We start from the raw sequence: 24,952 nt of genomic DNA, 5'->3' as shown, positions 1-24,952 counted from the left end.
ATTTCCTCACTAGGTCAGGGGCGCGGCACGATGAAGACCGCCTTTTCGCTCACACGCAGCGTGGGGTCCTCTTCGTCCCGCAGTTCGAAACGGATTTTGTTGGAGCCGCTCTCGCCGGCTCCGTGCGGCGCGCGCACGCGCACCGGCACCGACAGGGTCTGGGTCGCGGCGATGTCGATGGCGTCAGCCGGCGCCACCGCCAGCCCGGCGATGCCGGTGGCCGTGATGCGATAACGATGGCCGCGTTCGTCGGTGTTGATGATCTGCAGGCGGTAGACGTTCTCGATGATGCCGTCTTCCACCTCGCGCCCCATCGAGCCGCGGTCGCGGATCACGTCCAGCTTGACCGGCGTGCGCACCCACAGCGAGCCGGCGAACAAGGCCGCCACCGCGCCCAGGATCGCGGTATAGATCAGGATGCGCGGGCGCAGCAGGCGGCGCCGGATCGCCGATGCCGGCAAGCCCTGCTCCACCGCGTTCTCGGTGGAGTAGCGGATCAGGCCGCGCGGGCGCTTGATCTTGTCCATCACGCTGTCGCAGGCATCCACGCAGGCGGCGCAACCGATGCACATGTATTGCAGGCCTTCGCGGATGTCGATGCCGGTCGGGCAGACCTGCACGCACAGCGTGCAGTCGATGCAATCGCCGGCGGGCGCGCCGGCGCCGAGCCTGGCGGCCTTGGCCTGCGGCATGCGCGGCTCGCCGCGGGCGCCGTCATAGGTGATGATCAGCGAGTCGCGGTCGAACATGGCGCTCTGGAAGCGCGCATAGGGGCACATGTACTTGCACACCTGCTCGCGCATCCAGCCGGCGTTGCCGTAGGTGGCCAGCGCATAGAACAGGATCCAGAACAGCTCCCACGGGCCGAAGGCGAAGGCGGCCAGCTCGGGCAGCAGCTCGCGCATCGGCGAGAAGTAACCGACGAAGCTCAGCCCGGTCCACAGCGCCAGCGCGCCCCAGGCCAGGTGCTTGGCCGACTTGCGCCACAGCTTCTCGAACGACCAGGGCTGGCGGTCCAGGCGCATGCGCGCGCTGCGGGCGCCCTCGATGCGGCGCTCGATCCACATGAAGATTTCGGTGTAGACCGTCTGCGGGCAGGCATAGCCGCACCAGACGCGCCCGGCCACGGCGGTAAAGAGGAACAGGCCGAAGGCGCAGATGATCAGCAGCGCCGCCAGCCAGATGAAATCCTGCGGCCACAGCACCAGGCCGAACAGGTAGAACTTGCGCGCGGCCAGGTCGAACAGCACCGCCTGGCGACCGTTCCAGTTGATCCACGGCATGCCGTAGAACACCAGCTGCGTCAAAAACACGCAAAGCCAGCGCAGGCTGGCGTAGCGTCCCTTGATCTCGCGCGGATAGATCTGCTCGCGCGCCTCGTACATGCGGATGACCGCGTATTCGTCCTTGCCCTGCCTGGGGCCGGAGCCGCCGGCCGGCTCCGCATCCTTGTCTTGCTTGCCTTGCTTGTCTTGCCTGGGTGTCATCACGGCTTCTTCCATTGTCTTGCCTGATCTGCCTGCATTGGCTGCTCAAAACGCGAACGCCCCGAGATCGTCGGGGCGTTCGGCACTACTTACTTCGCTGTCGCATTGCTCGGCCTGTTGGAGAGGCTCCACACATAGGCCGCCAGCACGTGCACCTTGGGTTCGCCGAGGAACTCGCCGAAGGCCGGCATGGTGTTGTCCCGGCCCTTGTTGATGGTTTCCTTGATGGTGTCGATGCTGCCGCCGTAGAGCCAGATCTTGTCCGACAGGTTGGGCGCGCCGATGGCCTGGTTGCCCTTGCCGCCGGCGCCGTGGCAGGCCATGCAGGCGCCGAACTTGGCCTTGCCCAACTCGGCCTTGATCGGGTCATGCGTCGACTCCGACAGGCTCAGCACGTAGTTGGCGACGTTGTCGACATCCTTGTCGGTGCCCACCGCGGCGGCCATCGAAGGCATCACGCCGTGGCGTCCCTTCATGATGGTTTCCTTGATGGTCTCGGGCGCGCCGCCGTGCAGCCAGTCGTCGTCGGTCAGGTTGGGGAAGCCCTTGTTGCCGCGGGCATCCGAACCGTGGCACTGCGCGCAGTAGGTCAGGAACAGGCGCTCGCCGATGGCGTGGGCCTGCGGATCGGCGGCCACCGCCTTCAGGTCCTGCTTCATGAAGCCGTCGAACAGCGGGCCGTACTTGGCGTTTGCCTCCTTCACGTCCTGGTCGTGCTCGCCGGTCGACTGCCAGCCGAAGGTGCCGGCGAAATTGCCCAGGCCGGGATACACCACCAGGTAGCCCACCGAGAAGAAGATGGTCAGGTAGAACAACCACATCCACCAGCGCGGCAGCGGGTTGTTCAGCTCGGTCAGGTCTTCGTCCCAGACGTGCCCGGTGGTGGAGCCGGCGACCGGCTGCTCGCCCTTCTTCACCTTCCAGGTCGACTGCTGCCACAGCAGCAGGCCGCAGCCGACGATGCCCAGCACCGTCAGGACGATGATCCAGATGTTCCAGAAACCGCTGGTGAAATCAGCCATGGCGCACCTCCGCTTCGGAAGCCGCCGCGGCCGGCTGGCCGACGTCGCCGTCGGCGAAGGGCAGCATCTCCGCCTGCGTGAAATCGGCTGGCTTGTGGCTGACGTAGGTCCACCAGATGATGCCGACGAAGGTGATGAAGCTGACCAGCGTGATCATGCTGCGCGCATCAGTGAAAAATTCAGTCATGGTCTTATCTCTCCGCCTTGATCAGCACGCCCAATCCTTGCAGGTAGGCGATCAGCGCATCCTGCTCGGTCTTGCCGAGCAGCTCGGCCGGCGCGTTCTTGATCTCTTCCTCGGTGTAGGGATCGCCGATGCGCTTCAGTGCGCGCATGCGGGCGACGATGTCGTAGTTGTCCAGCCTGGTCCGCTCCAGCCACGGATAGGCCGGCATGTTCGACTCCGGCACCACGTCGCGCGGGTTGTGCAGGTGGGCGCGATGCCACTCGTCGCTGTAGCGGGTGCCCACGCGCGCCAGGTCGGGCCCGGTGCGCTTGGAACCCCACTGGAACGGGTGGTCGTACACCGACTCGCCGGCCACCGAATAGTGGCCATAGCGTTCGGTCTCGGCGCGCAGCGGACGGATCATCTGCGAGTGGCAGTTGTAGCAGCCCTCGCGGATGTACACGTCGCGGCCGGCCAGGCGCAGCGCCGAATAAGGCTTCAGGCCGGCGATCGGCTCGGTGGTCGACTTCTGGAAGAACAGCGGCACGATCTCGGCCAGGCCGCCCACGCTCACCACCAGCACTACCAGGGCGATCAGCAGCCAGGGGTTCTTCTCGATCCATTCATGCGAAAACTTCATTCTTTCCCCCAATCAGTGCGCAGCGTTGGCGACAGCCGGAATCGGCGCAACGGCCAGCGTGGTGCCGCGCATCGTGCGCCAGGTGTTGTAAGCCATGACCAGCATGCCGGACAGGTACATCAGGCCGCCCATCAGGCGGATGACGTAGTACGGATAGGTCGCCTTGACGCTTTCCACGAAGGTGTAGGTCAGCGTGCCGTCGCTGTTGACCGCGCGCCACATCAGGCCCTGCATCACGCCGGCGATCCACATCGCGGCGATGTACAGCACGATGCCGATGGTGGCCACCCAGAAATGGATTTCGATGAGGTCCTTGCTCCACATCTGGGTCTTGCCCGACAGGCGCGGGATCAGGTAGTACATCGAACCCATGGTGATGAAGCCCACCCAGCCCAGCGCGCCGGAGTGCACGTGGCCGATGGTCCAGTCGGTGTAGTGCGACAGCGCGTTGACGGTCTTGATGGCCATCATCGGGCCCTCGAAGGTGGCCATGCCGTAGAACGACAGCGACACCACCAGGAACTTCAGGATGGGATCGGTGCGCAGCTGGTGCCAGGCGCCCGAGAGGGTCATCATGCCGTTGATCATGCCGCCCCAGGACGGCGCCAGCAGGATCAGCGAGAACACCATGCCCAGCGACTGGGTCCAGTCGGGCAGCGCGGTGTAGTGCAGATGGTGCGGGCCGGCCCACATGTAGGTGAAGATCAGCGCCCAGAAGTGCACGATCGACAGGCGGTAGGAATACACCGGGCGGTTGACCTGCTTGGGAATGAAGTAATACATCATGCCCAGGAAGCCCGCGGTCAGGAAGAAGCCCACCGCGTTGTGGCCGTACCACCACTGGATCATCGCATCCTGCGCGCCGCTGTAGACCGAGTAGGACTTGGTCAGCGTGGCCGGCATGGTGGCGCCGTTGACGATGTGCAGCAGCGCCACGGCCAGGATGAAGGCGCCGTAGAACCAGTTGGCCACGTAGATGTGCTGCACGCGGCGTTTGAGGAGAGTCCCGAAGAACACCACCGCGTAGGCCACCCACACCACCGCGATCAGGATGGTCAGGGGCCATTCCAGCTCGGCGTATTCCTTGCCGCGCGTCATTCCCAGCGGCAGCGTGACGGCCGCGCCGACGATCACCACCTGCCATCCCCAGAAGGTGAAGGCGGCCAGGAAGTCGGAGAACAGCCGCACCTGGCAGGTGCGCTGGACGACGTAATAGGACGTCGCCATCAGCGCGCTGCCGCCGAACGCGAAGATCACCGCATTGGTATGCAGGGGCCGCAGCCGGCCGAAGCTCAGCCAGGGAATCCCCATGTTCAGTTCAGGCCATGCCAGCTGGGCGGCGATGATGACGCCGACCAGCATACCGACTACGCCCCACAGGATGGTCGCCACGGAAAACTGGCGAACTACCTTGTAGTTGTAGCTATTTTCTTTGCTCACGAAACTCTCCCCACTGTGTTGAGTACTATCCAATGCGAGCTTACGGGGAGGGGCTGGCGGGGGTATTGACGTGTATCAAAACGGGGAGAAGCGGGAGGGAACGGCGGGCAAATCGAGGGGGCGCGATGCTGGACTGTCGCTTGCCCCCGGCCATTATCGGCGTTGCGCGGCGAGCGACGCTGGATCCCCACTTTCGGGGGGACGGCCCGGAGGTGGTGGTCAGCACTGCCTCATGTTCAAGAGAAGACAGCGCCATCCGACTCAGCGAAGAACGGTGTCATCCGGCGCAACCGCGACGACGCCGTCATCGTCATGCAAGATCCGCAAGGCCGGCCCCTCGAGATCGTCGAACTGCCCGCTGTCGCTGGCCCGGAAAAACACCCAGATCGCCAGGAACACCAGCACCGTACTCATGGGTATCAACAAATAAAGCGCTTCCATCAAGCCTCTCCCGCCAACACCGGCACACCGTTCGCCACCCGCTCCGGCAAAGCCGCAGCCGGCTCCGCCCGGCTCAGGCGCAAGGCATTGCCGACCACCAGCAGAGAACTCAAGGACATCCCCACCGCCGACATCCATGGATTCAGCCAGCCGAAGGCGGCCGCCGGAATCGCCAGGAAGTTGTAGGCCGCCGCCCAACCCAGGTTCTGCCGCACCACGCGCATCGCGCGCGCAGCCATGCGCGCGCAATCGGCCACCGAGGACAGGCGGTCGCCCATCACCACCGCATCGGCGCTGACCTGCGCCAGCGCCGCGCCGCGTCCCATGGCGAAGGACACATCGCCGGCGCGCAGCATGGCGGCGTCGTTGATGCCGTCGCCGACGATGGCCACCACCGCGCCCTGGCGCTGCAGGTCGCGCACATAGTCCAGTTTCCGCTGGGGCGAGCAGCCGGCAGCCACCTCGGCGATGCCCGTGGCGCGCGCGACCTCGGCGCAGACGTCGGCCTGGTCGCCGCTCAAGAGCACCGTGCGCAAACCCAGCGCGCGGAAGGCGGCCACGGTGGCCACCGCATCCGGGCGCAAGGCGTCGGCCAGGTCGAAGCGCGCCAGCCAGCCCTCCTCATTACCCAGGTAGACCGAACCGGCTCCGGCCGTCGCGCGCGCATCCAATGCCGGCGGCAGCCGGCCACCGGCCAGCCCGGCGACGAAGGCCTGCGAGCCGATGCGATGAAGGCGGCCGCCGATGCGGCACTGCATGCCGGCGGCGGTGAAGGATTCCACCTGCTCCGCTTCCGCCGGCGCGATGCCGCGGCGCGCCGCTTCTTCCACCAGCGACCTGGCCAGCGGATGCAGGCTGCCGCGCTCCATCGCCGCGGCGATCGCCAGCGACTGCGCCTCGCCGCCGGCGGCGAGATGCAACGCGGCCAGGCGTGGCCGGCCCTGTGTCAGGGTGCCGGTCTTGTCGAAGACGATGGTGTCGGCGCGCCGCAGTGTCTCCAGCACGTTGCCGCGCACCACCAGCGTGCCTTCGCGCAGCAGGCGATCGGTGGCGGCGGCCAGCGCCGAGGGCGTGGCCAGCGACAACGCGCACGGGCAGGACACCACCAGCACCGCGATGGCGGTCGGCCAGGCCTGCGCCGGATCGATGAAATGCCAGGCCAGGAAAGTGGCCGCGGCCAGCGCCAGCAGCGCCACCACGAAGCGCGAGGCGACGATGTCGGCCCACTGCGCCAGCGCCGGCTTGCCGGCCCCGGCCTGCTCGGCCAGGCGCGTCAACGCGGCCAGTGTGCTTTCGCGGGTGGCGCGCTCCACCCGCAGCAGCACCGGCTGGCTGAGGTTGACGGCGCCGCCGGGCGCCTCTTGTCCGGCCTGGAACTGCTGCGCCCGGCTTTCGCCGGAGAGCAGCGAAAGATCCAGCTCGGCGCCGCCTTCGATCAACCGCGCGTCGGCGGCGATGGTGTCGCCGGGGCGCGCCAGGATGACGTCGCCCGACTGCAGCGCGGCGGCGGCCACCAGCGTGGTCTCGCGCCCCTGCGGATAATCCCGCAGCAGCAGCGCCGCCGCGGGGAAGGCTTGCTGCATGCGCTCCAGCGCCGCCGCCGACTTGCGTCGCGCGGCCGCTTCCAGGTAGCGGCTGGCCAGCAGCAGGAAGATGAACATGCTGACGCTGTCGAACCAGATCTCGCCCTCGCCGCGCCAGGTGGCGACCGCGCTGGCGATGAAGGCGGCGCCGATACCGATGGCCACCGGCAGGTCCATGCCGGGCGCGCGGGCGCGCAGGCCGGCCCAGGCGCCGGAGAAGAACGGCAAGGCCGAATAGCACACCGCAGGCAAGGTCAGGAACAGGCTGGCCCAGCGCATCAGCGCCATCATGTCGGGCTCGATGCCGTCCGGGCTCATGTACACCGGCACGGCGTACATCATCACCTGCATCATCGACAGGCCGGCGATGAACAGCTGGCGGAACAGCCGGCGCGAGGCGCGGCGCGCCTGCTCTCCTTGCCGCAGCGGGTCGAAGGGATAGGCGGTGTAGCCGAGGCCGCGCAGGCCGCGCAGGATGGACGAGGTGGAGCACAGCGCCGGGTCGCGCCGGATATGCAGGCGGCCATTGGCCACGTTGAGCTCGGCCATGCGCACGCCGCGCTGGCGCGCCAGGTATTTTTCGATCAGCCAGACGCAGGCCGAGCAGCGCAGGCCGTCCACCGACAGCACCAGTTCTTGCGCGGCGTCGTCACCCTCGCCATCGGCGCCGGCCGGCAGGTCGGCCAGGGCCAATTCGGGCGGCAGCAATTGCTCGGGATCGACGCGCGCCGAAGGCGCGCTGCGGCGCAGGTAGAAATCCTCGCAGCCGCTGTCGACGATCAGCTGCGCCACGCTTTGGCAGCCGACGCAGCACATGTCGCGCGCGGCATTGCCGATGCGCAGCGACAGGCGTTCGCCGGCCGGCACCGGCTGGCCGCAATGGAAGCACAGCCGGCCGCCGCTGCCGTCGGCCCCGCTCATTGCCCGCTCCCGTGCGCCGGGCTGGCGCAGAACACGTCGATCCAGCCGCGCGCGATGCCCAGCCCGCCGATGTCGGCGGCGCGCAGCAGCCCCAGCACGCCGAAGGCCAGCACCACGATGCCGGCCGCGCGCCGCCAGGCCGGGCGCGAGGCCAGCCGGCGCAGCCGCGCGCCGGAGATGCCGGCCGCCAGCAACACCGGCAAGGTGCCGGCGCCGAAGGCCAGCATGGTCAGCGCGCCGTCCACGGCGCTGCCGGCCATCAGCGCGGTGAGCAAGGCGCTGTAGACCATGCCGCACGGCAGCCAGCCCCACAGGCCGCCCAGCGCCAGTGCCTTGGCGGGAGTATCCACGGGAATGAAGCGCGCAGCCAGCGGCCGCACCGCCGCCCACAGGCCCTGCCCCAATCGTTCGATGCGCGCCAGCGCGCCCCACCATTGCGTCAGGTACAGGCCCAGCAGCACCAGCACTAGGTTGGCCGCGGCATACGCCAGCTGCTGCGCCGGCGCCAGCCAGCCCAGCACGTCGGCGCCGCGCAGCAGGCCGGCGGCGATGCCGCCTGCCAGCGCGCCGGCGGCGGCATAGCTGGAGAGGCGGCCAAGGTTGTAGCACAGCACGCGCGCGAGATCCTGCGCGATGGCGCTGTCGCGTGCGACGGGAGAGGGATGGATGGAAATGATGCGGGCCGACGCGCCCGCGGCCGACGGCGCGTAGCGCAGGAGGGAAGGCGCGGCTTGCGCGCCCCGCCCCGGCGCGGCCGAACTGAGCGCGCCGACGATGCCGCCGCACATGCCGATGCAATGGACGCTTCCCATCAGCCCCACCAGGAAGATCGGCAGCAGGTTCACAGGCACTCCGTCAGACCGTCTGCGAATATCGCTGCGGCGCGGCCTTCTCGCGGTCTTCCTTCAGGTAGCGGTCGAACACCATGCAGATGTTGCGGATCAGGAGGCGGCCCTTGGGCTCGACGGTGATCCACTCCGGCTCGATCTTGATCAGGCCGTCCTCTTCCAGCGCCTTGAGCTTCTCCACCTCGGCCGCGAAGTATTCGCGAAAGACGATGGGATAGGCGATCTCCAGCGAGTTGATCGACAGTTCGAAGTTGCACATCAGGCGCTGGATGATCAGGCGCCGCAACACGTCGTCCATGCCCAGCTGGATGCCGCGGGCGATCGGCAGCGTGGCGTTTTCCAGGCGCGCGTAATAGTCGTCCAGGGTCTTCTCGTTCTGGCTGTAGCTGCCGCCCACGGCGCTGATGGCCGAGACGCCGCAGGCCACCAGGTCGCTCTCGGAGTGCGTGGAATAGCCCTGGAAATTGCGGTGCAGCCGGCCCTGCTGCTGGGCGATGGCGAGGTCGTCGGTGGGCTTGGCGAAGTGATCCATGCCGATGTAGACGTAACCGGCCGTGGTCAGCTGGCGGATGCACAGCGACAGCATGTCGAGCTTGCTGTCGGCGCTGGGCAGGTCGTCCTCGTTGATCTGGCGCTGGGTCTTGAACAGCTGCGGCATGTGCGCGTAGTTGTAGACGGCGATGCGGTCCGGGCTGGCGGCGATCACCTTGGCCAGGGTGCGCGACATCGACATCACGTTCTGCTTGGGCAAGCCGTAGATCAGGTCGATGCTGATCGAGCGGAATCCCGCTTCGCGCGCGGCGCGCATGATCTCCAGCGTCTGCTCCTCGGACTGCACGCGGTTGACCGCGCGCTGCACCTCGGGATCGAAGTCCTGCACGCCCAGGCTGATGCGGTTGAAGCCCTGCGCGCGCAGCGCGTGCACGCGCGCCACCGACACCGTGCGCGGATCGATCTCGATCGAGTATTCGCCCACCTGGTCGGGCGCCAGCGTGAAGCTCTTGCGGATGTGCTCCATCAGGTCGCCCATCTGCTCGTCCGACAGGTAGGTCGGCGTGCCGCCGCCGAAGTGCAACTGCTCGACCTGGTTCATGCCCGAGAACAGCGAGCCCTGCATGGCGATCTCGCGCTTGAGGTAGCTCAGGTAGAGCGCGGCCTTGGCGCGGTTCTTGGTGACGATCTTGTTGCAGGCGCAGTAGTAGCAGATGGTGTCGCAGAATGGAATGTGCAGGTACAGCGACAGCGCGCGCCAGGCGCCCATGCTGCGCCGGTCCGACACCGCGTGCAGGTAATCCTTCACGGCGAATTCGCTGGAGAAGCGGTCGGCGGTCGGATAGGAGGTGTAGCGCGGGCCGCGCTGGTCCATCTTGCGCAGCACGGCTTTGCTCATGCCGGCCAGGCTGGCGGCATTGTGCAGGGTGGACGGATGGGCGACGTGCATTCGGTGCTCCTGGCCGCGCGCCGGCGCAAGACGCGGCCGGCGAACAGGGATTGGGTGGAGATTGCAGGATAGGCCGGCCGTCGCCGCCGCGCCTTGATGTGCATCAAGACCCCGCGAGCCGCGGCCGGCCGAATCGATTTCGATGCGCAAGGTATCATCATGGCCGACGGGCGCGCCCATGCGATCGGCGACGCCACTGACACAGATCAAGGAGACGACATGGCCGCATCCCCCGCTTCGATTTACGTCCACGCCGACGCGCGCTTCCGCGCGCTGGTCATCGGCACCGCCGGCCTCGATTGCCTGCACACCGGCAGCCGCTGGACCGAGGGGCCGGTCTACCTGCCGGCCACCGATGAGCTGATCTGGAGCGATATCCCCAACAACCGCCTGCTGCGCTGGTCCGAAGGCGCGGGCGCCGGCGTGTTCCGCCAGCCTTCCGACTACAACAACGGCAACACGCTGGACCGCGAAGGCCGCATCGTCGGCTGCCTGCACGGCGCGCGCGCCGTGGTGCGCACCGAGCACGACGGCAGCCGCACGGTGCTGGCCTCGCACTGGCAGGGCAAGCGCCTCAATTCGCCCAACGACGTGGTGGTGAAGTCGGACGGCTCGATCTGGTTCACCGACCCGGCCTACGGCATCGACAGCGATTACGAGGGCCACAAGGCCGACAGCGAGATCGGCGCCTGCAACGTCTATCGCATCGACGGCGCCAGCGGCGAGATCACCCTCGTCGCCGGCGACATGGAGCGCCCCAACGGCCTGGCCTTCTCGCTGGATGAAAGCCGCCTCTACATCGCCGACACCGGGCTGACCCACCGCGCCGGCGGCCCGCACCATATCCGCGTGTTCGACGTGGTCGACGGCGCCAGGCTGCGCGGCGGCGAGGTGTTTGCCACCATCAGTCCCGGCCTGGCCGACGGCTTCCGACTCGATGCGCACGGCAACATCTGGACCTCGGCCGGCGACGGCGTGCACTGCTACGCGCCGGACGGCACGCTGCTGGGGAAGGTCCTGGTGCCGGAGGTGGTGTCGAACGTGGTGTTCGGCGGCCCGCGCGGCAACCGCCTGTTCATCACCGCCACCACCTCGCTGTACGCGGTCTACCTGGCGGTCAATGGCGCGGCCCGCCCCTGAGCGGACCGGGCAAGTCAAGCGCCCGCCGGATATACCCGCTATTGGCCCGCCGGCCCGCCCGCAGCCCGCCCGGGCGGGCGCGATGTGGTAAAGTAGCGCCTTCTCCGATCCCGCCCCGCGCGGGATTTTTCTATGGGTTCCCTTACCCCATTCATCAAAAAGGTCACTATGACAACCCTCGACTTGCGGCGGCACACGGCTGTGCTGGCCTGGCTTTCGCTGTTCCACCTGGTGGTGATCACCTCCAGCAACTACCTGGTGCAGCTGCCGGTTTCCATCTTCGGCTTCCACACGACCTGGGGCGCGTTCAGCTTCCCCTTCATCTTCCTGGCGACCGACCTGACGGTGCGCTTCTTCGGCGCGCCGCTGGCCCGGCGCATCATCTTCGCGGTGATGCTGCCGGCGCTGTTCATTTCCTACGGCGTCTCGGCGCTGTTCTACATGGGCCAATGGCAGGGCCTGGCGGCGCTGGCGCATTTCAACCTGTTCGTGGCGCGCATCGCCGCGGCCAGCTTCATGGCTTACGCGCTGGGGCAGGTCCTGGACGTGCACGTGTTCAACCGCCTGCGCGGCAACCGCCGCTGGTGGCTGGCGCCGTCGGTGTCGATGCTGTTCGGCAACGCCAGCGACACGCTGGCCTTCTTCTCGATCGCCTTCTGGCGCAGCAGCGATCCTTTCATGGCCGAGCACTGGGTGGAGATCGCGGTGGTGGACTATTGCTTCAAGATCGCCATCAGCCTCTTGTTCTTCCTGCCGGCCTATGGCGCGCTGATGTCGCTGCTCAAGAACTGGTTCGGCCGGCCGCTGGCGACGCGCGCGCTGTAGAACGGCGACATTGCCCAGCAACATTTCCCGCCAGACGGTAAACTTGCGGCTTCGCGCGGCGATCCCCGCCGCGCCCTTCCCCTCCCTGGACTCCGCATGAACTGGCCCCTGTTTGCCCTTGCCGTCGCCGCCTTCGGCATCGGCACCACCGAATTCGTCATCATGGGCCTGCTGCCCGATGTCGCCCGCGACCTCGCCGTCTCGGCGCCGGCGGCCGGCATGCTGGTCTCGGGATATGCGCTGGGCGTGGCCGCCGGCGCGCCCATCCTGGCCATCGTGACGGCCAAGTGGCCGCGCAAGCAGGCGCTGGTGGGCCTGATGACGCTGTTCATCCTGGGCAACGTGCTGTGCGCGGTCGCGCCTTCCTACAATTTCCTGATGGTGGCGCGCGTGGTCACCGCGTTCTGCCACGCGGCCTTCTTCGGCATCGGCTCGGTGGTGGCCGCCGAACTGGTGGCGCCGGCCAAGCGCGCGCAGGCGGTGGCGCTGATGTTCACCGGCCTGACGGTCGCCAACATCCTGGGCGTGCCGCTGGGCACGGCCTTCGGCCACGCCGCCGGCTGGCGCTCGACCTTCGGCGTGGTGACCGTGATCGGCGTGGTCGCCGCCGTCATGCTGTGGGCCATGCTGCCCAAGAAGATCCCCATGCAGGGCGGCAACATCTTCCAGGAGTTCCGCTCCATCGTCGACACCCGGGTGCAGCTCTCGCTGCTGACTTCGACGCTGGCCTCGATCAGCATGTTCAGCGTGATTACCTACATTGCCTACATCCTGCTCGACGTCACCGGCTTCAGCGCGCGCGAGGAGAGCTGGGTGCTGCTGCTGTTCGGCGCCGGCATCACCGTGGGCGGCCTGGTCGGCGGCAAGCTGGCCGACTGGAAGCTGATGCCGGTGATGTGCGGGGTGTTCGTGTGCATCGCCGTGGTGCTGGGCCTGTTCTCCTTCACCAGCCACTATAAGTGGCCGACGCTGGCCACCATGTTTGCCTGGGGCGCCTTCGCCTTCGCCGTGGTGCCGGGGGCGCAGATCCGCGTGCTCGATACCGCGCGCGGCGCGCCCAACCTGGCCTCGACGCTGAACCAGGGCGCCTTCAACCTGGGCAACGCGACCGGCGCCTGGGTCGGCGGCATCGCGATTTCCGCCGGCCTGCCGCTGACCGACCTGCCGCTGATCGGCGCCGCCTTCGCGGTGCTGGGCCTGGCCACGGTGGCGCTCTCGGCCTCGCTGGACAAGCGCGCGCGCGTGCCAGCCTGATCCCCGCCGCGGCAATGAAAAACGGCGCCGGTCCGATGGGACCAGCGCCGTTTTCCTTTGGACGGAAGAAAGCTCAGGCCGCGTTGAGGTTGGCTGAGGCGATGAAGTTGTCGAAGAAGCTCTCGCAGCGCGCCAGTTGCTCCAGCGTGACGAACTCGTTGGGCTTGTGCGCCTGCACGATGTCGCCGGGGCCGCAGATCACGGCCGGCATGCCGGCTTCGCCGAACAACCCGCCCTCGGTGCCGAAGCCGACCTTGCGCGCGCGTTCGCTGCCGAGGATGCGCAGCGCCGAGGCCACCAAGGGGTCGTCGGCCGGCGTGCTCATGCCCGGGTAGGCGGTCAGGGTCTCGAACTCGATCCGGCCTTGCGCGCCGTCCGCGCTCATCTGCGGCATCACTTCCCGCTCGGCGTAGGCCTTCACTTCCTCGAACACTTCGCGCGGATCGATGCCCGGCAGGAAGCGGTGCTCGAACACGAACTCGGCCTTGTCGGGAATGATGTTGGGCGCGGAGCCGCCGTTGGAGAGCGTGGTGACGATGGAGGAATACGGCACGTCGAAGTCGTAGTCGTTGGCCTCGTTCTCGCGCACGCGGCGGGCGATGTCGCGAATCTTCAGCTGCATCATCGCGGCGAAGTCGATGCTGTTGATGCCCAGGTGCGGGCAGGACGAGTGCGCCGCGTGGCCGTGCACCGAGCAGCGATACGAGCGCTTGCCCTTGTGCGCGATGACCGCCTGCATCGAGGTCGGCTCGCCGATGATGACGCCGGTGGGCCGGATCTCGTGTTGCTTGAGGTCGGCCAGCAGTTCGCGCACGCCCAGGCAGCCGACTTCCTCGTCATACGAGAACGAGAAATGCAGCGGCGTGTGCAGGCGGCCCTGGTCGATGAAGGGCAGGCGCGAGAGGCATACGGCGATGAAGCCTTTCATGTCGCAGGCGCCGCGGCCGAACAGCTTGCCGTCGGCGATGCGGGCGACGAAGGGATCGCTGTCCCAGTTCTGGCCCTTGACCGGCACCACATCGGTGTGGCCGGAGAAGACCGTGCCGAACCTGGCATTGCCGGCCGCGCCGCCGATGGTGGCGAACACGTTGGCCTTGCGCCGCTCGGCGTCGTAGGTGAGGCGGGTGACGGCGCCGTGGCGCTCGAGGTAGTCGCGAACCCATTCGATCAATCCGAGGTTGGATTCGCGGCTGACGGTGTTGAAACCGATGAGGGTGTTGAGGATGTCCAGCGTCTGCTTCGTCGGTTCCGAAGCTGCGGTTTTCAAGGGTGCGTTCATGGTGATGTTTTGCCTGTTCAATTCCGGAGCCGGGCGCGGCAGATGATCCGCCGCGCGCCGTGCGCTCCGGCAACTTCAGCAGCAAGCCCCGTGCCACCGCAGAGCCGGTGTGGCCGATGAGCCTGCCAAGCGCGCTTTTCGCAACACAAACCACATTACACCCCATTTCGGCGCGGCGCGTGCGCAGCGGCGAAAAATCCGCTTCCCCATAGGAGAACAGCTCATCGGCAGGCGCCGCACGCGACGTTTGCCGCGAGGCTTATCAGGAATTCCATGATATGGCCGAGGCCTTGTTTTTGTAAGACTGGCATCAAGGATTCGCTCATGCAGGGCCGCCCAAGACGGCCTCCGGAATTTTCCCGGCCAACGGGAAATCGAGCGCGTCAGCCGGACTACCGAAAGAGACATCATGAAACCGCCGATCATCCTGATGATTGAGTCGAACGGCGAAGCAGTCGAAATGGCGCGCTTCGCCCTCTGGCGAAGCAATTTCCATTGCGTGCTGCAGTGGTACGACGAAGCCGACGCCGCCATCAACCGGTTGCTGTTCGCGCGCCGCGAAGGCGCCGACGGCGAGTTGCCGGGCATGATCTTCCTCGATCCCGGCATGATGGAGAACAATGGCCTGGATTTCATCCTGGCCATGAAAGCCGGCCGCGCCACGCGCGCAGTGCCCATCGTGGTGTTCCCCGACCCGGACTACCCGCCGGCCATGCCCGAGCTGCTGGCCGCAGGCGCCAGCCAATACCTGCTCAAGCCGGAATCCGCCGACGAGTACACGAAGGCCGTGCTGGAATGCGCGCGGCGCTGGGGCAAGCGCCGCAGGACGCGCGGCGCGCCCTCGCGCACGCCGCCGGCCCCATGAAAAAAGCCCGCGCAAGCGGTCATGCCGTTCAGTTAAGCGCGCGATGCTCCCTATGCGCCCTCCCCCGTTCGGGCTGAGTAGGTCCACAGGACCGTATCGAAGCCCCTTTGCCAAGAGCATTGCCCTAAGCGGCCCTTCGATACGCCGCTACGCGGCTACTCAGGGCGAACGGAGCATCACTTCCAACAACCAAAAAAATAATGCCGTTCAGTGCTTAACTGAACGGCATTACCGCGCAAGCGGGCTTTTTCATCGGTGCGGGAATGTCGCTCCCGCTTACTTCTTCACGCGGGTGCTGATGTGCTCGTCGAAGGCGCGGTGCGCGGCTTCCAGGTTCTTCAGCGCCGCCTGCCAGGGTTCGTAGTCGGCCACGGTCAACCATTGCCCTTCGTGCGGGTTCTGCTTCCACTGCTCCAGCTTGGTGTTCATCAGCTCATACTCTTCGAGCTGGGCTTGCAGCAGCACTTCCATCTGTCCCTTGAGCTCCTCGGCGCGCACGATCCAGGGATCCTGCGGCTGCTCCGGCTGCTGGCCCTGCGCTTGTTCTTGGGTATCCTTCTGGTCTTGCGTATCCATCTGCCACTCTCCCCGATCAATTGATCGCTGCATACTAACAGGGGCCATACTGCGCGGCAACGGGTGCAATCCATGCGCTTGCAGAACCGGCGGTCCAATGCAAAAAGCCGCTGAACGCAATGCATTCAACGGCTTTCACAATTTGGTTGCGGGGGCAGGATTTGAACCTACGACCTTCGGGTTATGAGCCCGACGAGCTGCCAGACTGCTCCACCCCGCGTCTGAAGAAAATGATTATAGGGCAGGTAAAACAGGAATGCAACTACTCTCTGCAATCTTTTTACAGTGATACACTTCCATCCGCATTTGCCGATGTCTGCGCGCGACATTTCCGGCGCAGCGACAGCCACGGAGCGAGACGCGCATGCATGCCGATAACAAACACATCAAGCCACGACGATCCACTCTTATGAATTTCTGTTCCGAATGCGGTCAGCCGGTCTCGCTGCAGATTCCCCAGGACGACACGCGCCAGCGCTACGTCTGCGGCAGCTGCGGCACGATCCACTATCAGAATCCCAAGATGGTGGTCGGGTCGGTGCCGGTCTGGGAGCAGGACGGCGAGGTCAGGGTGCTGCTGTGCAAGCGCGCCATCGAACCGCGCCTGGGTTACTGGACGCTGCCGGCCGGCTTCATGGAGAACGACGAGACCACCGAGGATGCGGCCGTGCGCGAGACCGAGGAAGAAGCCGGCGCGCGCATCCGGCTGCACCAGCTGTATACAGTGGTGAACGTGCCGCATGTGCACCAGGTGCATCTGTTCTACCGCGCCACCCTGCTCGACCTGGATTACCAGGCCGGCATCGAGAGCCTTGAGGTGGAGATGTTTTCCGAGGAGCAGATTCCCTGGCAGGACATCGCCTTCCCCACGGTGGAGTTCACGCTGCGCGCGTTCTTCTCCGACCTGAAGAAGGTGCGCACCGGTGACGGCGGCTTCACGCTGCACACCGAAGACATACGGCGCCGCATGATCTGATCCGTGGAGGTAAGCGGATGATCGCCTGGCTCAATATAGATACCCCCTTCCCGGATGTCTCGCGCGCGCTGAAAGATCCCGCGGGATTGCTCGCGGCCGGGGCCGACCTGTCGCCGCCGCGCCTGCTGGAGGCTTACCGCCAGGGCATCTTCCCCTGGTTCTCGGAAGGCCAGCCCATCCTCTGGTGGAGCACCGATCCGCGCATGGTGCTGCGCACCGACCAGTTCACCGTCGCCGACAGCCTGAAGAAGACGCTGCGCCGCATCGAGCGCAGCCGCCACGGCGACGGCCTGTGGCAGGTCAGCTTCGACACCGTCTTCGAAGAAGTCATGCGCGGCTGCGCCGGACCGCGCCGGCACGAGCACGGCACCTGGATCTCGCCCGAGATCATCGAGGGCTACACCGGCCTGCACCGCGCCGGCTATGCGCACTCCTCGGAAGTCTGGCTCAACGGCGAGCTGGTGGGCGGCGCCTACGGCGTGTGTATCGGCCGCATGTTCTACGGCGAATCGATGTTCGCCCGGGTCAGCGACGCCTCCAAGGTGGCGCTGGCGCACCTGGTGTTCTTCCTGCGCAGCCGCGGCGTGACGCTGATCGACTGCCAGCAGGAAACCTCGCACCTGGCCTCGCTGGGCGCCCGCCCCATCGCGCGCGACGACTTCCTTCGCCACCTGCGCGCGGCGGTGCGCGAACCGCAGATCCACGGCTGGCAGCCGCTGAACCTGCTGGAGACCGGGATCCCGCCGGCCGCGGCCGCCTGATTCACGCGCGCCGGCCACGCTGCCGCCCCGTGCTTTGCCACCGCAGCCGCCAAAGTAGTGTAAATTAAGCCTTCGGCCCATCGCCCCGGCTGCCCTCGCCATCCCGCCGCCGGGCTCGCGCAAGACAGGACAGGACGCTCATGACGCATCTCAAAGACTTGCCCTTCTCGACGTTGCAGTTCTATGCAACCGCGCCCTACCCGTGCAGCTATCTCGATAACCAGCAGGCCCGCTCGCAAGTGGCCACGCCCTCGCACCTGATCAACGCCGACGTCTATTCGGAGCTGGTCAAGACCGGCTTTCGCCGCAGCGGCATCTTCACCTACCGCCCCTATTGCGACGGCTGCAATGCCTGCACCCCGGTGCGCATCCGCGCCGCCGAGTTCAGCCGCAACCGCAGCCAGCGCCGCGCCTGGGAACGCAACCGCCACCTGGTGGCGCTGGTCACCAACCTGACCTACGCCCACGAACACTACGAGCTCTACCTGCGCTACCAGTCTGCGCGCCACGCCGGCGGCGGCATGGACCAGGACAGCCGCGACCAGTACGCGCAGTTCCTGCTCCAGAGCAAGGTCAACACGCGCCTGGTCGAGTTCCGCGAGGCCGATGGCACGCTGCGCATGGTCAGCATCATCGACGTGCTCAACGACGGCCTGTCCTCGGTCTACACCTTCTTCGACCCCGACCTGCCGTCCGCCTCCTTCGGCACCTACAACATCCTGTGGCAGATCGAGCAGGCGCGCCAGCTCGACATGCCTTACGTCTACCTGGGCTACTGGATCAAGGAGAGCCAGAAGATGGCCTACAAGACCAATTTCCAGCCGCTGGAGGCCCTGCGCAAGGGTGAATGGGCGCCGCTGGAAGAGTGAGGCCGTCGCGCCAAAACCGTGGAACGGCGGCGCGGACACGTTAGAATAGCGGCACTTTTTCATCGCCATCCGCCATCGTGTCCGACAAATTCCTCTACGCCCTCGCGCGTCCGCTGCTGTTTTCCCTCGAACCCGAGACCGCGCATCACCTGACGCTGCCGGCGCTGCGCTGCGCCGCCCGCTACAGCCTGACCGACGTCATCGCCAAGCCGGCGCGCGACCCGCGCACCGTGATGGGCATCGAATTCCCCAACCCGGTGGGCCTGGCGGCAGGCCTGGACAAGGACGGCGCCTACATCGACGGCCTGGCGGCACTGGGCTTCGGCTTCATCGAGGTCGGCACGGTCACCCCGCGCGCCCAGCCGGGCAACCCGCTGCCGCGCATGTTCCGCCTGCCGGCGGCCGATGCCGTGATCAACCGCATGGGATTCAACAACGGCGGCGTGGACGCCTTCGTGGCCAATGTGCAGGCCTCGCGCTTCTACCAGGAAAAACAGGGCGTGCTGGGCCTGAACATCGGCAAGAACGCCGACACGCCGATCGAGCGTGCGGCCGAGGACTATGTGCACTGCCTGGAGAAGGTCTACCCCTACGCCAGCTACGTCACCGTCAACATCTCCTCGCCCAACACCAAGAACCTGCGCCAGCTGCAGGGCGCCTCCGAACTGGACGCGCTGCTGTCGCAGCTGAAATCGGCCCAGCGCCGCCTGGCCGACCGCTACGGTCGCTACGTGCCGGTGACGCTGAAGATCGCGCCGGACATGGATGACGAACAGGTCAAGAACGTCGCCGACGCGCTGCTGCGCCACCGGATCGACGCCGTCATCGGCACCAACACCACCATCACGCGCGACGCGGTCAAGGGCATGCGGCACGGCGAGGAAGCCGGCGGGCTGTCGGGCAAGCCGGTGTTCGCCCTGTCCAACCGCGTGATCCGCGGCTTGAAGGCGGAGCTGGGCGACGCCCTGCCCATCATCGGCGTGGGCGGCATCTTCAACGGCGACGACGCGCGCGCCAAGATCGACGCCGGCGCCTCGCTGGTGCAGCTCTACACCGGCCTGATCTACCGCGGCCCGGCGCTGGTGCGCGAATGCGCCGAGGCGCTGCGCGCGCCGGCGGCGACGGCGGATCACCACTGAGTCGCGCCAGGTCGGGACGAAAAAAAACAGCAGGCACACGCCTGCTGTTTTTTTATCCGCGCTCGCGCGCCCGGGCCATCAGTCCTTGGACGACTCGCGCTTGAGGTTGAAAATCTGCCGCGCCTTGGCGTCGGCTTCGGATTTCTTTTCGAAGTCGGTCTTTTCGCAACCGGCCAGAACGGCACCGACGACCAGCGTCAGCAACATGACGACCACACGCATGATATTCCCCTGAAAATTCGGATGAGGCCTCCCCATCCTGGATGGCGGCCGCTTGTGCACATCCCCCGGGGCCGCCGGCTGGCGCCATTTTATGCCCAAAAGGGATGCCGCAGCGCAAGGTGGGAAGAAAGATTTTCGGCGCCGCCGGCATGCACGTTTGCCCTGCCGGCGCGCAGTTTCGTTCATCGGCGCGCGCTCACGCCTCCAGCTTCGGACTGGGCGCGGCCATCTCGATAACGCGTGCATCGTCGTGCCCGGCACGGGAGCGCCCCAGCCCTTCCTGCAGCCGGAACACCGACACCAGCGAGGCCAGGCTCGCGGCCTGCTCCTGCATCGCATGCGCGGCGGCGGCGGCCTGCTCCACCAGCGCGGCGTTCTGCTGCGTGCTCTCGTCCATCTGCGTGATGGCGCGGTTGACCTCTTCGATGCCGGTGCTCTGCTCCTGGCTTGCGGCGCTGATCTCGGCCACCACGTCGGTGACCCGGCGCACGCTCTCGACCACTTCGCTCATGGTCTGGCCGGCCTGCTCCACCAGCTTGCTGCCGGCGCCGACCTTGTCCACCGAGTCGTCGATGAGGGCCTTGATCTCCTTGGCGGCCGAGGCCGAGCGCTGGGCCAGCGAACGCACTTCCGACGCCACCACGGCGAAGCCGCGGCCCTGCTCGCCGGCGCGCGCCGCTTCCACCGCGGCATTCAAGGCCAGGATGTTGGTCTGGAAGGCGATGCCGTCGATCACGCTGATGATGTCGACGATCTTCTTGGACGAGTCGTTGATCGAACTCATCGTCTGCACCACCTGCCCCACCACGCTGCCGCCCTGGATCGCCACCTGCGAAGCGGAGCTGGCCAGCTGGTTGGCCTGGCGCGCGTTGTCGGCGTTCTGCTTCACGGTCGAGGTCAGTTGCTCCATGGCCGAGGCGGTTTCTTCCAGCGAGCCGGCCTGCTGCTCGGTGCGGGCCGACAGGTCGAGGTTGCCGCTGGCGATTTCCTGCGAGGCGCTGGCGATGTTGTCGGTGCCGTTGCGCACCTGGCTGACGATGGTGCGCAAGCTGCCGTTCATCTCCTCCAGCGCGGCCAGCAATTGGCCGGTCTCATCGCGGCTGGACGCCTGGAAACGCGCGGTCAGGTCGCCCTGCGCCACGCGCCGCGAAATGTCCACCGCAGTGCGCAGCGGACCGATGATGCTGGCCGTAAGCCACCAGGCGCACAGCACGCCGAAGGCCAGGATCAGGGCCTCCAGCGCCAGCATCAGCACCTTGCTGCGGGCGGCGATGGTGTCGATGTCCTGCGCCATGCGATCGATGTCCTCGCGCTGGATCTGCAGCAGCTGCTGCATCGCGCCCAGGTAGCGGTTGGCCGCAGGCACGAACACCTGGTCCAGCACGCGGTTGCTCTCGGCCAGGTCGCCGGTGGCCTTGACCTTGTTGATGTCGTCGCGCCCGGCCAGGTATGCCTTGCGCGCCACCGCGATCTGCGCGAACGCGGCCTTCTCGGCCTCGCTGCGCAGCAGCGGCTCGATCTTGGACTGGGTATCGGCCGAGCTCTTGGACGATGCCGCCGCGTCGCTGGCGAAGTAGTCCGCCAGCGACGGATCGGCGCTCTTGGCGATGGCCAGGGTACGGCGGATGCCGCCGTACAGGTTGGCGTACCAATCCGAGATCAGGCGCTCCTTGACCAACGGCTGCTGCATCATCTGGTGCGTGGCCTCGGACACCGTCTGCAGGCGCCAGAAGCCGATCGCGGTGATCACGATGGACAGCGCCAGGACCAGCCCGAAGCCCAGGGACAGGCGCTTGCCTATCGTCATGTTGCTGATGATTTTCATGTTCTCTTCCCTCAGTTCTGATTGTTGTTCGAGCGGTCTGTGGCGCCCGTGCCCGCAGGCCGGCCGCTTCTCTTCTTGTATTTCCGCATGGCAAATGCGTCGCGGACGATATTAAACGGCAAAAAAATTGGACTGACCAGTGAAAGCTTGTACAGCTGCGCGCTGAGAATCCTCGCAAACCCTCTCCGGTTGCGGCCTGGCGCCGGCAAAGCGCAAGCAACGACGTTTTTTCCGATGTATTTCGGGCTTGCGATCTTGCCCCCAAGACAAGATCGGCGCGTCCCTCACGCGCCAGGCGCGGCCGGTTTTATAATGGAAAGCTTCCGACGGCCGCGCCGTCAGTCGCTGCCCATGCCATGTCCGCCGATACCATTTCCATCAACAGCCAGATGAACCACTTCGACAGCCACGACAGCGTCTGGCTGTTCGGCTACGGCTCCATCATCTTCAAGGCCGATTTCCCGTTCCTGCAGCGCCGCCCGGCGCATATCGCTGGCTGGGCCCGCCGTTTCTGGCAGGGTTCGCACGACCACCGCGGCACCGCCGAGGCGCCGGGGCGCGTGGTGACCCTGGTGCCGCAGGAGGGCGCGATCTGCGCCGGCATGGCTTACCTGATCACGCCGGAAGTCTTCGCCCATCTCGACCACCGCGAGAAGAACGGCTACCTGCGGGTAGTCGCCGAGATTCATTTTTCGGAAGAAGAAAAGACCGACGGCCTGCTCTATATCGCCTCGGAAGAGAATGCCGCCTTCGCCGGCCCCGCCGACGAAGAGGAGATCGCCTGGCAGATCGCCCGCGCCGCCGGACCGAGCGGGCGCAACAGCGAATACCTGCTGCTGCTGGCGCAGGCGCTGCGCGAACTGGGCTCCGACGATGCCCACGTGTTTGCGATCGAACGCCACCTGTTGCGGCTCGAACGCGAAACGGCCGGACGATAGCCGATCAGGCACGGGACCGGCATGATATCGTTGGCCGATGCCCACTCCCCAAAAACACCAAAGGAAGAACATGATCAAAGCCCTCGCCGCATGCGCGACCGTCCTGGCCCTGGCCGCCTGCGCGACGCCGGTGGAAAAGACCGCCAGCGGGGAAATCCCGCCGTCGCGCATCTATATCAAGAGCATGATCCAGCAGGAGGCTGGCCTGGCGCAGGTCAGGTTCAGCCGCAGCGACACCTTGCTCGACACCGAGATGCTCGAGCTTGCGATCAATGACGTGGTGCTGGCGCAGATCAGCCGCGGCGAACACCTGGCGATCTGGGTCAAGCCGGGACGCTACGATTTCAGCGTCAAGCCGGCCAGCTCGCTCAACAGCTCTTCGGCAGCCAGGCAGAGCCGGCTGACGGTCGAGGTCAAGAGTGGCGCCGGGCAACAAGTCCGCATCACCAACCAGATCCGCGGCCTGGAAATAAAGCTGGACGGCCAATGACTCCTGACATTGCCGCGCTGCCGGCGCTTGCCGGCCTGTCGCACGAATGAAACAAGCTGCGAACCCAGGACGCGCCGGGATGCCCTTCCCGGCGCTTTCCACGTCGGCAATTAATTTCACAACCCATTGATTTAAAAGGGATTAAATAACCTTCCCACCGAACCCGGCCACCCTTCTCGACAGTTATTCAAGAAATCGATAACTGATATTGGGATTCAAAATTGGCTCCATGAGGATCGAACGCATATATTGCAATGCAACAGATCATTTTTCCTCACGGAGCCAACCATGAACATCGTCGTCGACATCCTCCCGTACACCCTGCTGATCGGCGCAATGGTCGCCCGCTACCTGATCTCGGTCAAGTAAGCAGCCATCCGGCGCACTCCCGTCGGCGCATGCCTGCCTGCGCCGGCGAGCAACACAGCAAGTCCTGAAAAGCGGTTATTGTCGCATTGCAATGCGGACAAGCCGCTTTTTGTTTTGGGCCGCGCAAACGCCGGTATTGGACAACTATTTCCATTCTTATCATTAATCCTGATAACTTGGAAAAGTCCAGAAAAGCGGATCGGCGCCGGCAGCGATTGAAAAGAGCGGCGGCATTTTCGCCCGGGCTGGCGTTCCGGCCTCACTTGCAAATGGCTGACATGCCATTACACTCGCTGGTTTGCAAACCGGAACGAAAGAAACCGCATGATGCGTCTCGCCTCCATCGTCGCTGCAACCGCGCTGCTGCTGGCGCTGCAGGGCTGCGCCTGCGCGCCCGGCTTCGTCGGCTTCGACAGCCGCTGCGCGTTCAGCAACGTTCCCAGCGGGCAACCCTGACGCCGATCAACGCCCGGCGGCCGTGGAATCCTCGCTCATGAGGGCTTTACACGGGTAATTTATTGTTAATTTTCGAACCTGTGCCCGCGGGTTCATCCCATCCCACCGCGTCACCCGCCTGCCGGCAATTGCGCCAGCCATTGCCTAAGGTCGTCCATGGCCCGTTCGCGCAGGGCCGGCTCCTCGTTGAAGATCTCGTGATAGGCCGTGTCGTACCAGCGCAGCGTCTTGCGCCCCGCCGGCAAGGCCTCGAAGAAGGCGCGGCTGCCGCGCGGCGCGACGAAGGCGTCGTCTCCGGCCACCTGCAGCAACACCGGTTGCAGGAAGCGGCCGGCGTCGCGGGCGGCGTGATGCATGGCATCCAGCATGAAATTGAGCATGCGCGGCGCGATCTTGCCGTGGTTCAGGGGATCGCGGCGATAGGCCTGCACCTGCTGCGCATCATGCGAGATGCGCGCAGCCGGCAAGGAGGTCGGCAGCGCGAGGCCCGGCGCCAGCGCGCTCGATACCGCCAGCAGCAGCTTTTGCCATGCCGACAGGTCCAGCGCCAGGGCCGGCGACGACAGCGCCAGCGCGCGCACCGGACTGAAGCCGCCGGTGGCAAAGCGCGCCGCCACCAGGCCGCCCATGCTGTGGCCGAACAGGATGGGCGTGCACTGCGCGCGCCGCGTGAAATCGTCGAAGCTCAATTTCAGGTCCCGCAGCAAGTCGTCCGGATGCGCCAGGCTGCCCTGGCGGCCGCCCGAGTTGCCGTGGCCGCGATGGTCGCAGATGCGCGCCGAGAAGCCAGCCTCGTTGAACAGCCGCGCCAGGCCGCCATAGCGGCCGCCGTGTTCGCCCAGGCCGTGCACCAGTTGCACCGCGCCTGTCGCGCCCGGCAGCAGCCAGTCGCGGCAGAACAGCCGGGTGCCGTCGGCGGCGTCGATCCAATGCTCCTGCGTGGGCTGCCAGGTGTTCATGCGCTCTCCGTTTCGATGGG

At 66.3% G+C, this 24,952-nt stretch carries 25 protein-coding genes and 1 tRNA gene; 11 read left to right on the top strand and 15 right to left on the bottom strand.

What is annotated here, in order from left to right; genetic code table 11:
- Nucleotides 1-14: 14 nt before the first annotated feature.
- The 9 genes from ccoG to hemN all read right to left on the bottom strand — a co-directional run bounded on the left by ccoG (nucleotide 15) and on the right by hemN (nucleotide 9,989).
- A complete protein-coding gene (ccoG, locus tag Herbaro_RS07190) occupies nucleotides 15-1,502 on the bottom strand; it encodes a cytochrome c oxidase accessory protein CcoG (protein ID WP_275013147.1) in 1,488 nt (495 codons plus the stop codon).
- Nucleotides 1,503-1,576: 74 nt separating this feature from the next.
- Nucleotides 1,577-2,509 carry a cytochrome-c oxidase, cbb3-type subunit III gene (ccoP, locus tag Herbaro_RS07185; protein WP_275013146.1) on the bottom strand — a complete coding sequence of 311 codons (933 nt, stop codon included), beginning with the start codon at nucleotides 2,507-2,509 and terminating at the stop codon, nucleotides 1,577-1,579.
- A complete protein-coding gene (locus Herbaro_RS07180) occupies nucleotides 2,502-2,696 on the bottom strand; it encodes a cbb3-type cytochrome oxidase subunit 3 (RefSeq protein WP_275013145.1) in 195 nt (64 codons plus the stop codon). The genes ccoP and Herbaro_RS07180 overlap by 8 nt, the downstream gene beginning before the upstream one ends.
- A gap of 4 nt (nucleotides 2,697-2,700) precedes the next feature.
- Nucleotides 2,701-3,315, bottom strand: coding sequence for a cytochrome-c oxidase, cbb3-type subunit II (gene ccoO, locus Herbaro_RS07175; protein WP_275013144.1), 615 nt, complete (start codon nucleotides 3,313-3,315; stop codon nucleotides 2,701-2,703).
- Between the two features lie 12 nt (nucleotides 3,316-3,327).
- Nucleotides 3,328-4,755 carry a cytochrome-c oxidase, cbb3-type subunit I gene (gene ccoN, locus Herbaro_RS07170; protein WP_275013143.1) on the bottom strand — a complete coding sequence of 476 codons (1,428 nt, stop codon included), beginning with the start codon at nucleotides 4,753-4,755 and terminating at the stop codon, nucleotides 3,328-3,330.
- 261 nt (nucleotides 4,756-5,016) lie between these two features.
- Nucleotides 5,017-5,196, bottom strand: a complete 180-nt coding sequence (ccoS, locus tag Herbaro_RS07165; protein ID WP_275013142.1) for a cbb3-type cytochrome oxidase assembly protein CcoS — start codon at nucleotides 5,194-5,196, stop codon at nucleotides 5,017-5,019.
- On the bottom strand, nucleotides 5,196-7,700 hold the full coding sequence (locus Herbaro_RS07160) for a heavy metal translocating P-type ATPase (RefSeq protein ID WP_275013141.1): 2,505 nt from the start codon (nucleotides 7,698-7,700) through the stop codon (nucleotides 5,196-5,198). Before Herbaro_RS07160 ends, ccoS begins: the two co-directional genes overlap by 1 nt.
- Entirely contained in the window at nucleotides 7,697-8,545 is an 849-nt protein-coding gene (locus tag Herbaro_RS07155) for a sulfite exporter TauE/SafE family protein (RefSeq protein WP_275013140.1), read from the bottom strand. The genes Herbaro_RS07160 and Herbaro_RS07155 overlap by 4 nt, the downstream gene beginning before the upstream one ends.
- Nucleotides 8,546-8,555: 10 nt before the next feature.
- Entirely contained in the window at nucleotides 8,556-9,989 is a 1,434-nt protein-coding gene (gene hemN, locus Herbaro_RS07150; RefSeq protein ID WP_275013139.1) for an oxygen-independent coproporphyrinogen III oxidase, read from the bottom strand.
- A 219-nt stretch (nucleotides 9,990-10,208) separates the two neighbouring features.
- On the opposite strand from hemN, the gene Herbaro_RS07145 reads away from it, so the two are divergent.
- The 3 genes from Herbaro_RS07145 to Herbaro_RS07135 all read left to right on the top strand — a co-directional run bounded on the left by Herbaro_RS07145 (nucleotide 10,209) and on the right by Herbaro_RS07135 (nucleotide 13,208).
- Entirely contained in the window at nucleotides 10,209-11,129 is a 921-nt protein-coding gene (locus Herbaro_RS07145) for an SMP-30/gluconolactonase/LRE family protein (RefSeq protein ID WP_275013138.1), read from the top strand.
- A 168-nt stretch (nucleotides 11,130-11,297) separates the two neighbouring features.
- Nucleotides 11,298-11,954, top strand: a complete 657-nt coding sequence (locus Herbaro_RS07140; protein ID WP_275013137.1) for a 7-cyano-7-deazaguanine/7-aminomethyl-7-deazaguanine transporter — start codon at nucleotides 11,298-11,300, stop codon at nucleotides 11,952-11,954.
- A 96-nt stretch (nucleotides 11,955-12,050) separates the two neighbouring features.
- Nucleotides 12,051-13,208: an MFS transporter gene (locus Herbaro_RS07135; protein ID WP_275013136.1), complete on the top strand. Its 1,158-nt coding sequence runs from the start codon at nucleotides 12,051-12,053 to the stop codon at nucleotides 13,206-13,208.
- A gap of 73 nt (nucleotides 13,209-13,281) precedes the next feature.
- Here the strand turns inward: Herbaro_RS07135 and argE are convergent, their stop codons facing one another.
- The gene (argE, locus tag Herbaro_RS07130) at nucleotides 13,282-14,487 is read right to left on the bottom strand and encodes an acetylornithine deacetylase (protein WP_275013135.1); all 1,206 of its coding nucleotides are present in this window, start codon (nucleotides 14,485-14,487) and stop codon (nucleotides 13,282-13,284) included.
- A gap of 409 nt (nucleotides 14,488-14,896) precedes the next feature.
- On the opposite strand from argE, the gene Herbaro_RS07125 reads away from it, so the two are divergent.
- Nucleotides 14,897-15,352 carry a response regulator gene (locus Herbaro_RS07125; RefSeq protein WP_275013134.1) on the top strand — a complete coding sequence of 152 codons (456 nt, stop codon included), beginning with the start codon at nucleotides 14,897-14,899 and terminating at the stop codon, nucleotides 15,350-15,352.
- Between the two features lie 276 nt (nucleotides 15,353-15,628).
- Here Herbaro_RS07125 and Herbaro_RS07120 read toward each other — a convergent pair whose 3' ends face one another.
- Together Herbaro_RS07120 and Herbaro_RS07115 are read right to left on the bottom strand one after the other, a co-directional pair.
- Entirely contained in the window at nucleotides 15,629-15,928 is a 300-nt protein-coding gene (locus Herbaro_RS07120; protein ID WP_275013133.1) for a hypothetical protein, read from the bottom strand.
- A 143-nt stretch (nucleotides 15,929-16,071) separates the two neighbouring features.
- Nucleotides 16,072-16,148 (bottom strand) — tRNA-Met (locus Herbaro_RS07115).
- 189 nt (nucleotides 16,149-16,337) lie between these two features.
- Between Herbaro_RS07115 and Herbaro_RS07110 the strand changes: the two genes are divergently transcribed.
- From Herbaro_RS07110 to Herbaro_RS07095, 4 genes are all read left to right on the top strand, one after another.
- Nucleotides 16,338-16,904: an NUDIX hydrolase gene (locus Herbaro_RS07110; protein ID WP_275013132.1), complete on the top strand. Its 567-nt coding sequence runs from the start codon at nucleotides 16,338-16,340 to the stop codon at nucleotides 16,902-16,904.
- A 17-nt stretch (nucleotides 16,905-16,921) separates the two neighbouring features.
- Nucleotides 16,922-17,665, top strand: a complete 744-nt coding sequence (gene aat, locus Herbaro_RS07105) for a leucyl/phenylalanyl-tRNA--protein transferase (protein WP_275013131.1) — start codon at nucleotides 16,922-16,924, stop codon at nucleotides 17,663-17,665.
- Nucleotides 17,666-17,805: 140 nt separating this feature from the next.
- On the top strand, nucleotides 17,806-18,534 hold the full coding sequence (locus Herbaro_RS07100) for an arginyltransferase (protein ID WP_275013130.1): 729 nt from the start codon (nucleotides 17,806-17,808) through the stop codon (nucleotides 18,532-18,534).
- Nucleotides 18,535-18,611: 77 nt separating this feature from the next.
- Entirely contained in the window at nucleotides 18,612-19,673 is a 1,062-nt protein-coding gene (locus tag Herbaro_RS07095) for a quinone-dependent dihydroorotate dehydrogenase (RefSeq protein WP_275013129.1), read from the top strand.
- A 78-nt stretch (nucleotides 19,674-19,751) separates the two neighbouring features.
- Here the strand turns inward: Herbaro_RS07095 and Herbaro_RS07090 are convergent, their stop codons facing one another.
- Both Herbaro_RS07090 and Herbaro_RS07085 read right to left on the bottom strand, forming a co-directional pair.
- Nucleotides 19,752-19,895, bottom strand: a complete 144-nt coding sequence (locus Herbaro_RS07090) for a hypothetical protein (protein WP_275013128.1) — start codon at nucleotides 19,893-19,895, stop codon at nucleotides 19,752-19,754.
- Between the two features lie 196 nt (nucleotides 19,896-20,091).
- Nucleotides 20,092-21,720: a methyl-accepting chemotaxis protein gene (locus tag Herbaro_RS07085; protein ID WP_275013127.1), complete on the bottom strand. Its 1,629-nt coding sequence runs from the start codon at nucleotides 21,718-21,720 to the stop codon at nucleotides 20,092-20,094.
- Between the two features lie 356 nt (nucleotides 21,721-22,076).
- Between Herbaro_RS07085 and Herbaro_RS07080 the strand changes: the two genes are divergently transcribed.
- The 3 genes from Herbaro_RS07080 (at nucleotide 22,077) to Herbaro_RS07070 (ending at nucleotide 23,973) form a co-directional block, all read left to right on the top strand.
- Entirely contained in the window at nucleotides 22,077-22,658 is a 582-nt protein-coding gene (locus Herbaro_RS07080) for a gamma-glutamylcyclotransferase (RefSeq protein ID WP_275013126.1), read from the top strand.
- A gap of 70 nt (nucleotides 22,659-22,728) precedes the next feature.
- The gene (locus tag Herbaro_RS07075) at nucleotides 22,729-23,148 is read left to right on the top strand and encodes an NAD-GH domain containing protein (protein WP_275013125.1); all 420 of its coding nucleotides are present in this window, start codon (nucleotides 22,729-22,731) and stop codon (nucleotides 23,146-23,148) included.
- A gap of 693 nt (nucleotides 23,149-23,841) precedes the next feature.
- Nucleotides 23,842-23,973: a hypothetical protein gene (locus tag Herbaro_RS07070; RefSeq protein ID WP_275013124.1), complete on the top strand. Its 132-nt coding sequence runs from the start codon at nucleotides 23,842-23,844 to the stop codon at nucleotides 23,971-23,973.
- Between the two features lie 110 nt (nucleotides 23,974-24,083).
- Here Herbaro_RS07070 and Herbaro_RS07065 read toward each other — a convergent pair whose 3' ends face one another.
- Nucleotides 24,084-24,932 (bottom strand): alpha/beta hydrolase, encoded by an 849-nt coding sequence (locus tag Herbaro_RS07065; RefSeq protein ID WP_275013123.1) that lies wholly within the window; start codon nucleotides 24,930-24,932, stop codon nucleotides 24,084-24,086.
- Nucleotides 24,933-24,952: the final 20 nt, after the last annotated feature.

This window comes from Herbaspirillum sp. WKF16, assembly GCF_028993615.1.
GTDB lineage: Bacteria > Pseudomonadota > Gammaproteobacteria > Burkholderiales > Burkholderiaceae_D > Herbaspirillum.
This window is presented reverse-complemented; position numbering and strand designations above follow the sequence as displayed.

Excerpts from the sequence above, each read along its gene's own strand:
- ccoG (WP_275013147.1), bottom strand. The coding sequence starts at position 1,502 with ATGGAAGAAGCCGTGATGACACCCAGGCAAGACAAGCAAGGCAAGCAA.
- ccoP (WP_275013146.1), bottom strand. The coding sequence starts at position 2,509 with ATGGCTGATTTCACCAGCGGTTTCTGGAACATCTGGATCATCGTCCTG.
- Herbaro_RS07180 (WP_275013145.1), bottom strand. The coding sequence starts at position 2,696 with ATGACTGAATTTTTCACTGATGCGCGCAGCATGATCACGCTGGTCAGC.
- ccoO (WP_275013144.1), bottom strand. The coding sequence starts at position 3,315 with ATGAAGTTTTCGCATGAATGGATCGAGAAGAACCCCTGGCTGCTGATC.
- ccoS (WP_275013142.1), bottom strand. The coding sequence starts at position 5,196 with ATGGAAGCGCTTTATTTGTTGATACCCATGAGTACGGTGCTGGTGTTC.
- Herbaro_RS07160 (WP_275013141.1), bottom strand. The coding sequence starts at position 7,700 with ATGAGCGGGGCCGACGGCAGCGGCGGCCGGCTGTGCTTCCATTGCGGC.
- hemN (WP_275013139.1), bottom strand. The coding sequence starts at position 9,989 with ATGCACGTCGCCCATCCGTCCACCCTGCACAATGCCGCCAGCCTGGCC.
- Herbaro_RS07145 (WP_275013138.1), top strand. The coding sequence starts at position 10,209 with ATGGCCGCATCCCCCGCTTCGATTTACGTCCACGCCGACGCGCGCTTC.
- Herbaro_RS07140 (WP_275013137.1), top strand. The coding sequence starts at position 11,298 with ATGACAACCCTCGACTTGCGGCGGCACACGGCTGTGCTGGCCTGGCTT.
- Herbaro_RS07135 (WP_275013136.1), top strand. The coding sequence starts at position 12,051 with ATGAACTGGCCCCTGTTTGCCCTTGCCGTCGCCGCCTTCGGCATCGGC.
- argE (WP_275013135.1), bottom strand. The coding sequence starts at position 14,487 with ATGAACGCACCCTTGAAAACCGCAGCTTCGGAACCGACGAAGCAGACG.
- Herbaro_RS07125 (WP_275013134.1), top strand. The coding sequence starts at position 14,897 with ATGAAACCGCCGATCATCCTGATGATTGAGTCGAACGGCGAAGCAGTC.
- Herbaro_RS07120 (WP_275013133.1), bottom strand. The coding sequence starts at position 15,928 with ATGGATACGCAAGACCAGAAGGATACCCAAGAACAAGCGCAGGGCCAG.
- Herbaro_RS07110 (WP_275013132.1), top strand. The coding sequence starts at position 16,338 with ATGAATTTCTGTTCCGAATGCGGTCAGCCGGTCTCGCTGCAGATTCCC.
- aat (WP_275013131.1), top strand. The coding sequence starts at position 16,922 with ATGATCGCCTGGCTCAATATAGATACCCCCTTCCCGGATGTCTCGCGC.
- Herbaro_RS07100 (WP_275013130.1), top strand. The coding sequence starts at position 17,806 with ATGACGCATCTCAAAGACTTGCCCTTCTCGACGTTGCAGTTCTATGCA.
- Herbaro_RS07090 (WP_275013128.1), bottom strand. The coding sequence starts at position 19,895 with ATGCGTGTGGTCGTCATGTTGCTGACGCTGGTCGTCGGTGCCGTTCTG.
- Herbaro_RS07085 (WP_275013127.1), bottom strand. The coding sequence starts at position 21,720 with ATGAAAATCATCAGCAACATGACGATAGGCAAGCGCCTGTCCCTGGGC.
- Herbaro_RS07080 (WP_275013126.1), top strand. The coding sequence starts at position 22,077 with ATGTCCGCCGATACCATTTCCATCAACAGCCAGATGAACCACTTCGAC.
- Herbaro_RS07075 (WP_275013125.1), top strand. The coding sequence starts at position 22,729 with ATGATCAAAGCCCTCGCCGCATGCGCGACCGTCCTGGCCCTGGCCGCC.
- Herbaro_RS07070 (WP_275013124.1), top strand. The coding sequence starts at position 23,842 with ATGATGCGTCTCGCCTCCATCGTCGCTGCAACCGCGCTGCTGCTGGCG.
- Herbaro_RS07065 (WP_275013123.1), bottom strand. The coding sequence starts at position 24,932 with ATGAACACCTGGCAGCCCACGCAGGAGCATTGGATCGACGCCGCCGAC.